The organism is Tenacibaculum sp. ZH5_bin.1 (assembly GCF_042865525.1).
Lineage (GTDB): Bacteria > Bacteroidota > Bacteroidia > Flavobacteriales > Flavobacteriaceae > Polaribacter > Polaribacter mesophilus.
Map to the genome: position 1 here is coordinate 107,130 of NZ_JBEGIO010000001.1, position 15,104 is coordinate 122,233.

The 15,104-nt window shown below is 34.6% G+C and carries 16 protein-coding genes; 6 read left to right on the forward strand and 10 right to left on the reverse strand.

Features of this window, described 5'->3' with window-relative positions; genetic code table 11:
• Nucleotides 1–70 precede the first annotated feature (70 nt).
• Nucleotides 71–1,387, reverse strand: coding sequence for an adenosylhomocysteinase (ahcY, locus tag ABHQ57_RS00440; protein ID WP_047790337.1), 1,317 nt, complete (start codon nt 1,385–1,387; stop codon nt 71–73).
• A gap of 62 nt (nt 1,388–1,449) precedes the next feature.
• On the opposite strand from ahcY, the gene ABHQ57_RS00445 reads away from it, so the two are divergent.
• The 5 genes from ABHQ57_RS00445 (at nt 1,450) to arfB (ending at nt 5,200) form a co-directional block, all read left to right on the forward strand.
• Nucleotides 1,450–2,076, forward strand: coding sequence for a 4'-phosphopantetheinyl transferase superfamily protein (locus ABHQ57_RS00445; RefSeq protein WP_167712452.1), 627 nt, complete (start codon nt 1,450–1,452; stop codon nt 2,074–2,076).
• 217 nt (nt 2,077–2,293) lie between these two features.
• The gene (locus tag ABHQ57_RS00450) at nt 2,294–2,554 is read left to right on the forward strand and encodes a hypothetical protein (RefSeq protein WP_125345427.1); all 261 of its coding nucleotides are present in this window, start codon (nt 2,294–2,296) and stop codon (nt 2,552–2,554) included.
• Entirely contained in the window at nt 2,538–3,170 is a 633-nt protein-coding gene (pnuC, locus tag ABHQ57_RS00455) for a nicotinamide riboside transporter PnuC (protein WP_167712453.1), read from the forward strand. The genes ABHQ57_RS00450 and pnuC overlap by 17 nt, the downstream gene beginning before the upstream one ends.
• Nucleotides 3,131–3,784 carry an AAA family ATPase gene (locus ABHQ57_RS00460; RefSeq protein WP_167712454.1) on the forward strand — a complete coding sequence of 218 codons (654 nt, stop codon included), beginning with the start codon at nt 3,131–3,133 and terminating at the stop codon, nt 3,782–3,784. Before pnuC ends, ABHQ57_RS00460 begins: the two co-directional genes overlap by 40 nt.
• Nucleotides 3,785–4,798: 1,014 nt before the next feature.
• Entirely contained in the window at nt 4,799–5,200 is a 402-nt protein-coding gene (gene arfB / locus ABHQ57_RS00465) for an alternative ribosome rescue aminoacyl-tRNA hydrolase ArfB (protein WP_167712455.1), read from the forward strand.
• A 174-nt stretch (nt 5,201–5,374) separates the two neighbouring features.
• Here arfB and ABHQ57_RS00470 read toward each other — a convergent pair whose 3' ends face one another.
• The 4 genes from ABHQ57_RS00470 to ABHQ57_RS00485 all read right to left on the reverse strand — a co-directional run bounded on the left by ABHQ57_RS00470 (nt 5,375) and on the right by ABHQ57_RS00485 (nt 8,338).
• The gene (locus tag ABHQ57_RS00470) at nt 5,375–6,247 is read right to left on the reverse strand and encodes a hypothetical protein (RefSeq protein WP_167712456.1); all 873 of its coding nucleotides are present in this window, start codon (nt 6,245–6,247) and stop codon (nt 5,375–5,377) included.
• A gap of 158 nt (nt 6,248–6,405) precedes the next feature.
• Nucleotides 6,406–7,398, reverse strand: a complete 993-nt coding sequence (locus ABHQ57_RS00475) for a kinase (RefSeq protein ID WP_167712457.1) — start codon at nt 7,396–7,398, stop codon at nt 6,406–6,408.
• Nucleotides 7,399–7,403: 5 nt separating this feature from the next.
• Entirely contained in the window at nt 7,404–7,604 is a 201-nt protein-coding gene (locus ABHQ57_RS00480) for a hypothetical protein (protein ID WP_167712458.1), read from the reverse strand.
• Nucleotides 7,605–7,915: 311 nt separating this feature from the next.
• Nucleotides 7,916–8,338, reverse strand: coding sequence for a hypothetical protein (locus tag ABHQ57_RS00485; protein WP_389861865.1), 423 nt, complete (start codon nt 8,336–8,338; stop codon nt 7,916–7,918).
• A gap of 840 nt (nt 8,339–9,178) precedes the next feature.
• Here ABHQ57_RS00485 and ABHQ57_RS00490 point away from each other — a divergent pair.
• Nucleotides 9,179–9,961: a hypothetical protein gene (locus ABHQ57_RS00490; protein ID WP_389861868.1), complete on the forward strand. Its 783-nt coding sequence runs from the start codon at nt 9,179–9,181 to the stop codon at nt 9,959–9,961.
• A 186-nt stretch (nt 9,962–10,147) separates the two neighbouring features.
• On the opposite strand, the gene ABHQ57_RS00495 is transcribed toward ABHQ57_RS00490, so the two are convergent.
• From ABHQ57_RS00495 to ABHQ57_RS00515, 5 genes are all read right to left on the reverse strand, one after another.
• Nucleotides 10,148–10,651, reverse strand: a complete 504-nt coding sequence (locus tag ABHQ57_RS00495) for a hypothetical protein (protein ID WP_167712461.1) — start codon at nt 10,649–10,651, stop codon at nt 10,148–10,150.
• Nucleotides 10,652–10,803: 152 nt separating this feature from the next.
• The gene (locus ABHQ57_RS00500; RefSeq protein ID WP_167712462.1) at nt 10,804–11,511 is read right to left on the reverse strand and encodes a hypothetical protein; all 708 of its coding nucleotides are present in this window, start codon (nt 11,509–11,511) and stop codon (nt 10,804–10,806) included.
• Nucleotides 11,512–11,673: 162 nt separating this feature from the next.
• Nucleotides 11,674–12,171, reverse strand: a complete 498-nt coding sequence (locus ABHQ57_RS00505; protein WP_167712463.1) for a papain-like cysteine protease family protein — start codon at nt 12,169–12,171, stop codon at nt 11,674–11,676.
• A 758-nt stretch (nt 12,172–12,929) separates the two neighbouring features.
• The gene (locus ABHQ57_RS00510; RefSeq protein ID WP_167712464.1) at nt 12,930–13,325 is read right to left on the reverse strand and encodes a hypothetical protein; all 396 of its coding nucleotides are present in this window, start codon (nt 13,323–13,325) and stop codon (nt 12,930–12,932) included.
• 203 nt (nt 13,326–13,528) lie between these two features.
• Nucleotides 13,529–15,070, reverse strand: a complete 1,542-nt coding sequence (locus ABHQ57_RS00515) for an acyl-CoA carboxylase subunit beta (protein WP_167712465.1) — start codon at nt 15,068–15,070, stop codon at nt 13,529–13,531.
• Nucleotides 15,071–15,104 lie beyond the last annotated feature (34 nt).

Below are 15,104 nucleotides of genomic sequence, written 5' to 3' on the forward strand. Positions count from 1 at the left end.
CAACAATGTTGCGGGATTTTTTGTGTCTTGATTCTTGATTCTAAAATCTCAAATCTATAATAATCTAAATCTAATATCTATAGTGTTCTGGCTTGTATGGACCTTCAACAGTTACACCAATATATTTCGCTTGGTCTTCACGTAACTCAGTTAACTCTACACCAATCTTAGCTAAGTGCAATTTTGCTACTTTTTCATCTAAGTGTTTTGGTAACATATACACTTCGTTTTTATACGCATCAGAATTGTTCCATAACTCGATTTGCGCTAATGTTTGATTTGTAAATGAGTTAGACATTACAAAACTTGGGTGACCAGTAGCACAACCTAAGTTTACTAAACGTCCTTCAGCTAATACAATAATATCATTTCCTTTAACTGTATACTTATCAACTTGAGGCTTAATTTCAACCTTAGTATCTCCGTAAGTATCGTTTAACCAAGCCATTTGGATTTCGTTATCAAAGTGACCGATGTTACAAACGATAGTCTTATCTTTCATTGCTTCGAAGTGCTCAGAACGAACGATATCTTTGTTACCAGTAGTAGTAATTACGATATCAGCCTTACCTACAACAGTTTCTAATTTCTTTACTTCAAAACCATCCATAGCAGCTTGTAACGCACAAATAGGATCAATTTCAGTAACAGTAACGATAGAACCAGCTCCACGGAAAGATGCCGCAGTACCTTTACCAACATCACCATAACCACAAACCACTACTCTTTTACCAGCTAACATTACATCAGTAGCACGACGAATTGCATCAACTGCAGATTCTTTACATCCGTACTTATTGTCAAACTTCGATTTAGTAACCGAGTCATTTACGTTAATAGCAGGCATTGGTAACGTTCCGTTTTTCATACGCTCGTATAAACGGTGTACCCCTGTAGTAGTTTCTTCAGATAAACCTTTAATTCCAGGAGCTAACTCAGGATATTTATCTAAAACCATATTCGTTAAATCACCACCATCATCTAAAATCATGTTTAATGGCTTCTTATCTTCACCAAAGAATAATGTTTGTTCAATACACCAATCAAACTCTTCCTCGTTCATACCTTTCCAAGCATACACAGGAGTTCCAGCAGCAGCAATAGCAGCAGCAGCTTGATCTTGCGTAGAGAAAATATTACAAGAACTCCAAGTAACCTCAGCACCTAAAGCCTGTAACGTTTCAATTAAAACCGCAGTTTGAATCGTCATGTGTAAACATCCTGCAATTCTTGCTCCCTTTAAAGGTTGCTCATCTTTGTACTCTTCGCGTAAACTCATTAACCCTGGCATTTCAGCTTCTGCCAATTCAATCTCTTTTCTTCCCCAATCAGCTAAAGAAATATCTTTAACTTTGTAAGGAACATATGTCGCGGTTTTTGTGCTCATATTTTTGTATATTTATGTATCTTAAATTTGAGTCGCAAAATTACGAAATAACTTTCTAAAATATGCCTCTTTACAAAACATTAACGGTAAACAACCATGCTAAAGCATTGATTTGGAAGATTGAAGAATCTTTTGAACAACTTTCTAACGGCGTTTCTTTAACAAAAGGAAATCAGCAAAGAGTAAACGGCATGAAGTCCGATTTACACCAAAGAGGCTTTATGAGCGTACGCCATTTGCTAAAAGAAGTTGGCTATACCGATGATGATTTACTATACGATGGTTACGGAAAGCCACACTTAAAAGACGGTAAATTTATTTCAATCACCCATTCATTTACCTTTTCAGCAATTATTATTTCCGATACACAACCTGTGGGGATAGATATTGAAATGCAGCGCGACAAAATTGTGAAAATCGCACACAAATTCACTCCTATAGAAGAATACAAATCCATAGCCAACCACGATGCTTTGGTAAGCAAATTAACCATTGTTTGGGGAGCCAAAGAAAGCTTGTATAAAATCTATGGAAAGAAAAAATTGCTCTTCTTAGAGAACATTTATATTGAAGATTTCTCTTTTGACACCAATCAAACCACAGGAAAAATCTTGTACGAAGGACAAACCTCTGAGTACGACATTCACTTTTTAGAAATGGAAGGATTCACCTGCGTATGCGCTTGTTAAAAAATACCTAGTCTAAAACCCAAAAACCTCGCACTCGCAACTTTACCACTATGAGACTTTGAAGCTCTACATCTTTGCAACTAAAAAACTCTGCCACTCCAAAACTCTGAAAACTCTGCAACTAAAAAACTTTGCCACTAAAAAATCTCCAAAAACCTTTCCCACGCAACAACAACTTAACTTTAGTAACTTTGCATCTTTCTAATTAGGAACAACCATGAAAATATCCGTAGAATTGACCTTAAGTCCGCTTCAGAACGAATTTGAAGAACCAATTATCAATTTCATCAAAAAACTAAGAGCCTCGGGATTAACCGTATTAGAGAATCCGTTAAGCACACAAGTGTATGGAGATTATGATACTGTGATGCATTTGGTGACTTCTGAATTAAAAAATGCTTTTGAATTAATTGACAACGGATTGCTGTTCATGAAAATCGTAAAAACCGATCGTAGCGATTATGAGCCAACTTTTTGATTTCCTTTTTGGGCAGTATGCTGATTACAATCCTATTGATGTTTGGCTAGAAATTATTGCGGTAATTTTTGGGTTTTTATCCGTTTGGTATTCAAAACAGAATAAAATTTGGGTATTCCCTACGGGGATGATAAGCACTGCTATTTTTGTGTACCTCTTGTTAAAGTGGGAACTGTTAGGCGATATGATGATTAACGGGTACTATTTTATGATGAGTATGTACGGTTGGTATATCTGGACGCGAAAAGTAGATTCCACCCATGTAACTCCTATCTCTAGGACAACATCTAAAGAAAAGAAACAAAGCGTAGCCATATTTGTAGCCACCTTAGTTTTTGTCTATGCTGTGTATACCGTTTTTGATAAATGGACGAGCTGGACAGCTTATGTAGACACCGTTACCACTGCCATTTTCTTTGTAGGAATGTGGCTCATGGCAAAACGAAAAATAGAAAACTGGATTTATTGGATTATTGGCGATATTATCTCCGTTCCACTCTACTTTTACAAAGGATTTACCTTTACCAGTTTTCAATATTTATTATTTACCTTTATAGCAATTGCAGGATATTTAGCATGGAAAAAGCACTTACACAACAACCCATCAACCTTGTAAAGGTGGTATTATTTGGACCTGAAAGCACAGGAAAAACAACACTTTCTGGTCAATTAGCACGTCATTATAATACCGTTTGGGCTCCCGAATTTGCGCGTGAATATTTGCAAGATAAGTGGAACAATGAACGTAAAACTTGTGAGCAACACGATTTAATTCCGATTGCTGAAGGACAAATGGACTTGGAAAATGAATTGGCTAAAAAAGCGGATAAAGTACTCATCTGTGATACCGATTTGTTAGAAACCAAAGTATATTCTGAAGAGTATTATGGCGGATTTGTAGATCCTAAATTAGATGAAGCTGCCATTGCAAATACCTACGATATTTATTTCTTAACCTATATCGATACGCCTTGGGAGGCCGATGATTTACGCGACAGACCCGAGCAACGATTGGAAATGTTTAAAGCCTTTGAAAATGCGTTGAAAAAATACAACCGTCCGTATGTATTGTTAAAAGGAGACAAAGAAACCCGATTGAAAAAAGCAGTCGAAATTATTGATGAGTTACTCACTAAAAAAGAAAACTTATACTCTTTTTCCGACACCCTTACCGATTTAGACATGCACTTCATGCACCAATCACCCGACACGCCTAATTATGATATGTAAGTATCGCTAAACGTCATTCCGAACGACGAAGGAGGAGGAATCTCATCAATAAGAGTAACTACTATCCTTTATAGTTCCCAACACTCAACTAAAAGATTTAGCTCCGCTGAACCTTGCGGTTTCTCACTTCCGTTCCACTACAGTTCGAAATGACAACTATTGATTATTATAACATGAAAAAACAACCTGAACGTCATTCCGAACGACGAAGGAGAAGGAATCTCATCAATAAGAGTAACTACTACCCTTTAAAATTCCCAACACCCAACTAAAAGATTTCTCACTTCCGTTCCACTACAGTTCGAAATGACAACTATTAATTTATAACATGAAATAAACAATCTGAACGTCATTCCGAACGACGAAGGAGGAGGAATCTCACTAATAAGAGTAACTACTACCCTTTAAAACTCACAACACCCAACTAAAAGATTTCTCACTTCCGTTCCACTACAGTTCGAAATGACAACTATTAATTTATAACATGAAATAAACAATCTGAACGTCATTCCGAACGACGAAGGAGGAGGAATCTCATCAATAAGAGTAACTACTACCCTTTATAGTTCCCAACACTCAACCATAAGATTTAGCTCCGCTGAACCTTGCGGTTTCTCAGTCACACACTCCTTCGAAATAACGCACGTTTTGTCATTTCGAGCGATAGCGAGAAATCTGCTTAATTCTAGTTACGAATACCCTTTAAAGTTCCCAACTCTCACCAATAAGAGTTACTTCGATTATTAGGCCCCCTTTACAAACAACAATAGATTATTTATATTTGAAACTCCTGTTTTTACAGGAATACAGTAACACCTATTAAAGTAGGTTGACTAAAATTTAAAGCTGTCAATTCGAGTGAATTTTGCGATTGAAAAGAGCATAATTTGTATCGAGAATTTAGGACTTAGACGCTGGAATAGTTCTCGATAAAATTTTTATCTCGTTAGCACTTGATAAAAACCACTCGAACTGACATTGGAAGTTAATTCCGTTAATGCATTCACAAACACTATGAATAAAGAACAACTTTTAAAAGAACTCAACTTTAAAGCCGTACGAAGCTCTGGTGCGGGCGGACAGCATGTAAACAAAGTATCTTCTAAAGTAGAATTAAGTTTTACTATTCAAGACTCTTTAGGACTCTCGGACAAAGAAAAAGCACTGCTCCTTAAAAACCTAGCTAACAGACTCTCTAAAGAAAACACGCTTATACTAAGCTCACAAGAAAGCCGCTCACAACACCGCAATAAAGAATTGGTAACTGAACGCTTTTTTAACCTTTTAGCACAAGCCTTGGTAGTACCCAAAGTACGCAAAGCTACCAAACCTAAAAAAGCAGCGATTACCAAGCGATTGGACGCTAAAAAACAACAGGCTGAAAAAAAAGAAAACCGAAAAAAGTTTCGGTTTTAGGGTTATAAAATAATTTACAATATTCGTGTTTATTATTCCAACGGTATTGTATATGTACAAGTAGCACATTTTACTCAATAATTTTTTATTTTTACAATAACCTTTAAATCACTCATTTTGTTTCGATTAAGCAATTAAACTGCTATTTTTTATATACTTCTTAACTGGTAATAGTTACTCTATACGTTTGGCTACATCTTTTAATAATTCAATTCCTTTGGCTGTAAATGTTCCATTTTCTTCTATAACCCCATATTTACTAAAGCGGTCAAAAAATATTCTTGGATGATTTTCTTTATCAAATTTAATTTTTCTCCTGATAAAACTAATCGGAGCTTCTATAATCATTGAAATATCTAAATTTTCATTCGTTATAAAATTATTAGCCATCTTAGATATTACAAACGGATAATTATGTCGTAATTCATTTTCTCCTTGTCTTAACTCTCTTTTCAAAAAGTGTAGCTCCTTAGATAAAATTGAAATTTCGTTTTCTTTACTTTCTAACTTTTCAAGAACCTCTTGCTTTTCTTTTTCAGAGAGTTTGGCTTTTTTCATTATAGAAGATAGAATTTCATCTTTTTCAGTTCTTTCTTTTTCTAATTTTATCTTTTCTTCTTCGAGTTCTTTTTTTGTTGTCTCGATTTCTTCAGCACTAATCTGAAATCCTCCATCAAATTTATCTCTTAATCCAGTATAACCTTCATCCAAATGTCTCAATCGTTCGCCAAACCCAGCCTCTATGCGACCTAAAATCTCTGAAATATCTTTAGTGAATTTAAATGTATTGTCGTAGAACTTGTTACTGGTGTCTGTAGCCTTGAAATAAAAAGCAACCGATAATGCTATTGCGAAAATTGCCAAAGTGAGAGATAATAAATCTGAAAAACTAAAATTAGAAAAATCAAAAGTTAAGTCAGATACAGCTAATTTATAAGCTATTAATGCAAATAGAATAACTCCTAAAACAATTTTAGCGATACTTTCTCTGTTTTTAATTTTATACTTCAAATTCTCAGGAATTTCGTTTTTTTTCTTGTTTTCCATTTTGTTTTTTAATTATTGCCAAGGGTCTAGTATAAGAATAGTAGCGGATTTTCACGCACTGACTTTTCGGTTAAACACAGACCATTTTTATATTTACTTTGTTTCGTTTTAGCGATTAAACCGCTATTATTTTTATACGTCTTTGTTACCTGCTGGCCTTATCTCCTTATCCTTTTATCAACTAATGCTAAATATTTCATTCCACTTTGGTCAAATAGTTTCTCCGCTTTTTCAATTTTTAGTGCTGAATGAACTGCGCTTACAAATCCAGGAAGTGCTCCAATAAGTGCTCCTGTTGTTTCTGCTGTTTTTAAACCTTGAATTGCACCAATAATTCCACAAGCAGAACCAAAAATTATGTTATTGATTTGACTTTCGTTCATTTTTTTGGAAAGTTCATCTTTACGGATACTCAATTCTTCTATTTTAAGTTTAAATAAATCTGTTCCATTAATCAAGTTTTCATCTAATACGAGTTGTTCAACTTTGTTCTTAAAATCCTTTAAAAGGTCAATATGCTTATCTTTAAACTTTCGTATTTTATTCAAATCGATTTCTTCTGGGAAAGGAATAAGATTGGATAGTATTGTCTGTCTTTTTTTGTTTTCTTCAATGTCTTTATAACTGTAATAGCTTTTTTTAAATCTGTCAGTTGTTGGGCGCATTTCTAATTTTGTACTGATAACAGTGGCTAAATAGTTCATCAAGTGATTAGCAGTATTCTTTTCTACAGAATACCATTCTCCATTATCTCTTTCTGCAAGTCCTAACTGTTCCAATTGATAGAATATTTCTCCATCAAATTTATCTGCGTGAATTCTTGCAGTTGAAAATTTGCTTATGTGTATTTTACCTTTCCTGCCTAATGAAAAGTTTTTTCTTTTCTTTAATAGTCTCTTCTCATTTTTTTCTAAAAATTTAATGAATGGTGTTGAAATTTCCCAAGGGCTTTCTAAAACTTCAATTGGGTTTATTGGAACTACTAATTCACTTCTGACTAATTCAAGCATAAATGGCTCATAATTTCGTTCAGGCGAATAAAAATATTCTTGAGGGACAATTGAACCTATATTATCATAATAAAGTAAAGTTCTTACTGTCCAATCTGTTTCAGGTAAATTTATATAGGGGTAATAGAGTAACTTATCCATAAAATCTATGTTCTTTTTTCAACAGCATATACATCTTTAATATTCAAGAATATTTTATCTTTAGCTCCCATTTCGTCAACTTCTATTTCAAGAGTTGAATCATATTTGGATTTAACAGTCCAGTATAAATCGTAATTAGTTTGGAAGTCTAATTTAAAATAAACTCCATCTCCAACATTTATATCTTCCATTTTGTATTTAGCCATAATTTTATTTTTAGCAGGATGTAGCTTGCAGATAACTCGTTATATACCAAACTTTAGTTCTTTTATCCCGATAAAAACATGGAATATCATAAGGTTTAGCAATCTTTATACGCTATCAAATATATCAAAACCAACACTTTATCAAAAGTAAAGTTATTAACGAGTTACTGTTATTTGCTTATTAATTATAAAAGTGAGTTGCTCTTGCAACTTTTACGAACCTAATACAAAGTATCTATACATTCTTACGGAATCCCATAAGCTCCCCTATTTAGGTTATAAAAGTTGTTTTTTAGAGTAGCAACGGTTCTTTATATCGCTGTTTGGGTCGCTGATACTACGGCATGCTCCGTTAACACCATGGCACGGGTCGCTGATATCACGGCACGCTCCGTTAACACCACGGCATGGGTCGCTGATATCACGGCATGCTCCGTTAACACCACGGCACAGGTCGCTGATACTACGGCATGCTCCGTTAACACCACGGCACGGGTCGCTGATATTACGGCACGCTCCGTTAACACCACGGCACGCTCCGTTGACACCACGGCATGGGTTGCTGATATCACGGCATGCTCCGTTAACACCACGGCATGGGTCGCTAATATCACGACACGCTCCGTTAACACCACGGCACGGGTCGCTGATATCGCGGCATGCTCCGTTAACACCACGGCATGGGTCGCTGATACTACGGCTACCCTCCCACTCTCAAATCTGTATGGATTCAATCCAACGCTCTCGGTCTACGTAGTAACGACTTAGATTTTATATGGAAAAATCTTATTCTAAGCTATTATTCTTTTTCCATTGATGAAAAAGAAACCGACTTTGGAGGTTCATGAATTCCTTTGAAAACCAATAAAAATTAATGAGCTAAACAAAAAATCTAGCCTTAACCATCCTGCACTCAAAAATAATCATCCACAAACCTAAATTAAAATAACTCGCTATCGCTCAAACAGATTTTAATTTTAACGGTTCTTGTGGTGTTATTTTTGGCTTGCCTGCTTATGACGGGGTGCTTTTTTAGTAGTCTCTTTAATCAAAGTATGCTGTTTCGAACTGACAGTAGACAAAAAAAGTATTCGCAACTAGTATAAAAGATATACTTCTGATAGTCTGCCTGTTAAAAAAAAGCAAAAATTAACCTTCGCGTTTGTTTTTTATACCCCAACACTATAATTTAGAAGTGGTTAAGAAAAAGAAACTAACAAAATGCTATGATTGTATCTCTAAAACCATCTAATATTTTATGGGTTTTTAACTAGTGGCAAGGGGCTCTCCTGCTGTTATAATCTTGTTGTTTCTAAGAATTACCTTAGGGTAGCGTGTATTACGCATCCCTAAAAACACACATGTAACTTAAATTAAATATTAATATGGAAACAAGAAGAAAATTCAAAGGTTCAGATGCTTTTTTAGCAGAAAGCGCACGTACAATTTACAACCTATTTACGCAAGATTTGGAGCGTTTTACCGCTTTCAATGCCCGATTTACGAGCGAGTATGCGGCGGCTTTTTTACATCAGATTGATGCGGCAGATACGGTAGTTACCGATGTAAGTACCTTGGCAAAACAAGGGGTGGAAACGCAAAAGGTGTTGATAGAAATGCAAAATGCAAGTCGTGTGTATAATCGTATTAAAAGTCATGCTATGTGGGCCTTCCCTGATAATCCTGCGGTATTAAAAGAGTTTACTACTGGCTATAGAGATGCGAGCAAGAATCAGCCTAAAATGTTGGTGTTTTTAGAAACGTTAGAAAAGGTGGTTACAAATTATTTAGATGATTTGACCGATGTAACGAAAGGCGGAATGCCTGCATCTATTGTGGAAGAGTTGGCAACAATTAAAGACGAATTAAAGAGCGCGAACACTCAGCAAGAGGTATATAAAAAACAGCGTTTGGTAATTACCCAAGATCGTATTTCGGCATTGAACGATTGTTATACAACGCTTGTTCAAATTATAAATACGGCTCAGTTAGTATTTGCCAATGAGCCTGCAAAAAGAGCACAGTATAGCTATCGTCCAACTACAGGAAGCAGCTCTATTACTGATTTTGTGGGACAGGTAGCGCCTAATGAAACCAAGGTAATTACTCAGGTATCGTATGACAAAGAGAGTTTTATTGGTTTTGAAAACAGAGGGGAAACCACACTACAGTTCGACATTAGTACCGACGAGGTGACCTTAAACGGCAATATGGTTGAATTGGAAAGTGGCGCTATAAACAATCAGCCAATGGAATGGTTACTTGCGGATGTTGCCAACGGTACCAAAGTGAATATTTTGGCATATAATCCGTCTACTACCTCAACGGGAAGTTATTGGGTGAGTACGGATGTGTAAGAATAATTTTTTATGAAAAATAACAACGTCATTATGAAGGAGGTACGACTGAAGTAAGCTGTTTATTTTGAACTATAAACTTAAAGGTTACTGTGTTTTCAGCCTGTCTTGAGCCTTTCGACTGTCGCTCAAGATAAACTTAAGTCGTAAGGCTCGTAATGACGTTTTTTGTGGTTTTAATTAAAATTATTGGTATTGTTTATCTCCTCCAAGATGGTTTGCTATTACTAAAATTGTCCGCCAGCAATCAGGAAGTGATGTAGAATTTCCTCTTACACACTTTACAAAACCAGAAGGTTCTGGAAGTCCAAATTCGGTTTCTTTATATTCCTGAACTTCTGAAATAAGTATAATATCTTGTCCCTCTACCCAAGCCTTTACTCTAACATCGTCAGACAAAGCTCTAATTGCATTAGTTACTAAATAAGTACCTGTATTTTCAACAATCGTATAATCCATTTTTTTAAGCCCATTAGGTAAAGACCCAAATGTAATTGCAGCATTTAGTACTTTAATTTTTGTTGAATTTGAATTCGGTTGATTTGTCCAAATAGATGTTTGGTCAGGATTTGTTTCAATAGTTGATACATTAGTTCTTTGACTTGAAGTATCCTTAGCTACATTTTTATAACATGAGCATGAAAAGCTTATTAATCCGAGAATTATTGTAGAAATATAAAGAGTTCTCATAATTGTTTTAGATAGTTTAATCAGCTTAAAATTAATCAATTGCTACTTCCTTTTTAAGCAAGTTCAATATAGTAAATACAAACTAAATAGAAAATCAGCTAGGATTCTTGTAAAAAAGTTCGCACTAGCAGTTAATTATACATGTATTATAGTTATTTTATTTCTTCCTTTAATAATTCTTTTACTAATCTTTCGAGATATCCTTCATATTTTACTTCTACCTCTAATTCCTTAGTTTTATCATTCAAATTAGAATATATTTTCATTTGATTATTACCCAAAAAATATATACCTATATGTGGAATATTCTCATTTATAAAATGTCTTCTTGCTCGTGATAAAATTAACCAAGACAACCGAACACCTATTCTCAATGATTCATTAAGCCCTTTCACTCTCATTTCCTTAATTAATCTTATTGACTCTTTATCAATATGATATTCTATTGAATTAAAAAAAGTTTCTTCAGTTTCATTCCAACTCTCAATAAATTCGCCTTTTACCCCCTCTCCCTTTTCATAGTATTTTGCTAGTTTATTCAATTCTATTTCGGGAAACTGAGTTTGTATTTCTGATGGCTTTGTTTTTTTTAACACCCAACTTTTTATTATTTCTACTTGTCTTTTAACATCAGTATTTGATGTTTGAAAAATAGGGCAGTCATCCCATTCGAATACATATATTGGAATTTCACTAAAATAGAATGGGTATACCTTACAACCTCTTTCTTTCTCTTTTAATTCAATATGAGATTCGTTACCAAAATCAGTTACAACATTTATTTTATTTCTCTCTATTTTATGTAATTCACCACAACTATTATTGAGTTCCAACTGCAATAACTCTAATTCTTTTCTCATTTTAATTTTTATTATTCTTCAATCCAGTATAACGTGCTTCTATATGGTTTGTTGCGTGTTACAACAATTAAGGTTAATAAATAGAAAATTCGGGAGTATTTTCAGGAGTAAGCAATAATAAGTAATTATTTATAGCCATTGTTATGTTTTCGTTTTTTCTTTTTAAAATGGTGCTCCAACAACTATGGATCTGCTCCATTTCCATCCAAAATACAATGTTCTTACGTCTTGTTCATATGTTCTTCCGTCGGCTGGGTCACTAACTATTACAAATCCACTTGGAGAAATCCCTTGAAGCATTATGAAATGTCCAACACTCGGATTATTCGAGGGATTAACAAAAGCAATTAATTTCCATCCACTTGATAATGTATTAAATAATTGTTGTGGATTAGCTGGATGTCCAACCGACCAAGCTCTAAAATTGTATGATTGTAAAACTGAAATTACTTCATTTATAGTTGCTGGTCTATTTTGAGGCCAACCAGTTAATCTTGATACTATCGCAGATTGTGACTGCCTGACATTCGCCTGAAATAAAGAACTTTGAATACAAGATGACCAACACCACATAGATTGTTCTTGTCTCTTTATCTGTGCATCAACATTTATTGTCAAAAATGTAAATACAACTGTCAAGAATAGAATTATTTTTTTCATAGATTATATAATTTAAATTACACTCAAACGTTCGATTTTAGATTCATCATATAATGAAACACAACAGTCCCAGCTATGAGTAGTTTCGTGGTTTATCGTTAAACTTTTGCAAGTACACACCAAAGCATGGGATACCATAAAGTTTAACTATTTTTATATGTTATCAAATACGCTAAAATCAATTATTCTATCTAAATATTATTTCTAGATTAAAGCTTGTTAATTACCTTGGTAATTTCTTATAAACCTAAAAAAACATCTTTACAAATAATCAAAAAAAACCTCAAAACCAAGTATTTAAGTCGTAAAAGTTAGTTTTTTCATCATTAATGTAATATTAAACTGAGTATAGAGTAGATTTATACTTAATAGTATTAATAAACTACTGCCTTCATTTTCTTTGCTTGTCCAAAGAAAACGAACCAAAAGAAAGGACACTTTTACGAGGAATTTTTAAACCTTGTTTAAAAACGTCTGAAAAACGATGCGAGGCAAAGCCTCTGAATCTCATCGCTTTTTCAGACTATTCTGCGTAAAAGAACTTCGAAAAACTCCTTTTTAAAATCGAACTTTTATTAGCTAACGTCATTACGAAGGAGGTACGACTGAAGTAATCTGCTTATTTTGAACTATAAACATACAGATTACTGTGCTTTTAGCCTGTCTTGAGCCTTTCGACTGTCGCTCAAGATAAACTTAAGTCGAAAGGCTCGTAATGACGTTTTTTAAGTGGTTACTTTTCTAGAATGTGTAGTAGCTCAGTTTTTCTCTGGCAAAGTAGTTGTAAAATCTAAACCATATTTTTCTCCTATTCTATAGTTAAGAACTCCATCTTTTTGAAAGGAATCTAATCTCTTTAATTTTTCTAATGGAGCATCTTCTGTCATTCTCATTATTTGATGCCCATATTTTTCAATACGCCCATTATAAAAAACTAAACAATTATAAAGTGTTTCAGGCTTTGTACTTTTAAAAAACAAGAATTTTCGTTTTGGTTCTTTTCTATATAAATAAACCGTTAAGTCATACATAAAATTCTCAATCCAACATATCTCTAATACAATAGTTCCTTCTAAACAATCTCTTTCAGCTTTTAAATAGTAGGATGTATCAGCATACCTTCTTTTATTTTCTGTAATTATTTTCCAATTCATAGTTATACTAACATCTTATATAAGCTTAGCTATATAGTTTGAACACCCAATTTAATAAATATGGGACTAGTAATGATTTATACACCCTTACTCTTTTCTAAAAATCTCATTAATTTAGTATTAAATCAATCACGGTCAAAGCCTAATAAAAAAAAGACGCTCCTAAAAAGAAGCGCCTCTTAAAAATATTGATATGTATTTTATTACAACGGTATGTTCCCGTGTTTTCTATTAGGTCTTTCTACCTTTTTACCTTCTAACATCGCAAAAGCTTTGATTAGTTTTCTACGCGTGTCTTGTGGTAAAATTACCTCATCTACAAATCCGCGTTCTGCTGCTCGGTACGGATTCGCAAATTTATCAGCATACCCTGCTTCTTTCTCGGCTAATTTTGCTTCGTGATCGTCTGCTTCAGCAATTTCCTTTTTAAAGATAATTTCACTCGCTCCTTTCGCTCCCATTACTGCAATTTCTGCACTAGGCCACGCAAAGTTCATATCGGCTCCAATGTGTTTTGAGTTCATTACATCATAGGCTCCACCATAAGCTTTACGAGTAATTACACTTACTCTTGGCACCGTAGCTTCACTCAATGCATACAATAATTTTGCTCCGTTCGTAATAATAGCATTCCATTCTTGGTCGGTTCCTGGTAAGAATCCTGGTACATCTACCAATACCAATAACGGAATATTAAAGCAATCACAAAAACGGGTGAATCGTGCTGCTTTTTTAGAACTGTTTACATCCAAACATCCTGCTAAACTCATCGGTTGATTGGCAACAATCCCCACACTTCTTCCTCCTAAACGCGCAAATCCAACAACGATATTATCCGCATAATCTTTATGGATTTCAAAAAACGAATCCGCATCGGCAATACCGTCAATTACGGCACGCATATCGTACGGTTTGTTTGCATTATCTGGAACTATATTGGCTAGTTCTTCTCTAATTTCATCTCCTAATTCAAACGGTAATTTCTCTGTAGTTTCTTGATTGTTCTGTGGCATATAACTCAACAATGTTTTAATATCTTCCAAACATTGTACATCGTTCGCTGCTGTTAAATGCGTAACTCCCGATTTGGTTGCATGCGTACTTGCTCCTCCTAATTCTTCTGAAGTTACTTCTTCATTAGTTACTGTTTTTACTACGTTAGGTCCCGTAACAAACATATAACTTGAATTTTCTACCATAACGGTAAAATCGGTCATGGCTGGAGAATACACTGCTCCACCTGCACAAGGTCCCATAATTGCTGAGATTTGTGGAATTACCCCTGATGCTTGTACGTTTCTATAAAAAATATCGGCATAACCACCTAACGAACGTACTCCTTCTTGAATACGTGCTCCACCAGAATCGTTCAATCCGATTAATGGTGCTCCTACTTTTACGGCTAAATCCATAATCTTACAGATTTTTTCGGCATGTGTTTCCGATAACGAACCTCCAAATACCGTAAAGTCTTGTGCAAACACGTACACTAAGCGTCCGTTTACCGTTCCGTATCCTGTTACCACTCCGTCACCATAAAACTTCTGATTTTCCATTCCAAAATCGGTCGTTCTATGAGTTACTAAAATACCTACTTCTTCAAAAGAACCTTCATCTAAGAAATAATCGATACGCTCACGAGCGGTTAATTTTCCTTTTTGATGATGACGGTCGATGCGCTGTTGTCCGCCTCCTAACTTTGCTTCGGTAAGTTTATGTTGTAATTCTTCTATTTTAGATTTCATCTATATTCTTTTTTTGGGCGTTCCCCAAGGGTCG